1 protein-coding gene is annotated in these 216 nt (G+C 53.7%); it reads right to left on the minus strand.

Annotation, left to right across the window (positions count from 1 at the left end; translation table 11 throughout):
* Nucleotides 1-216, minus strand: a 216-nt coding sequence (locus ACX9YW_RS23810; protein WP_460351314.1) for a hypothetical protein, incomplete at both ends; no start/stop codon positions are given.

Consider the following 216-nt stretch of genomic DNA (forward strand, 5'->3'; position numbering starts at 1 on the left):
GTGGCGGCGTTGTAGGCGCGACATCTTTCTCAAGCACGTTGCACCTGGCAAGCATAACGAAGCGGTCGGTGCGGCTGGCGCATCCAAATCCGTTTTGCGTCAGCGCCTGCTCCATTTTAGCAATGAGCGACTGTTTTGCCTTTTCCGGAATATCTGCACCAACCACAACAGGGAAGTATGAAATCAGTCCGTTGTCTTGTCCGTTTACAGCCGGGT

This window comes from Pseudoneobacillus rhizolycopersici, from assembly GCF_054786815.1.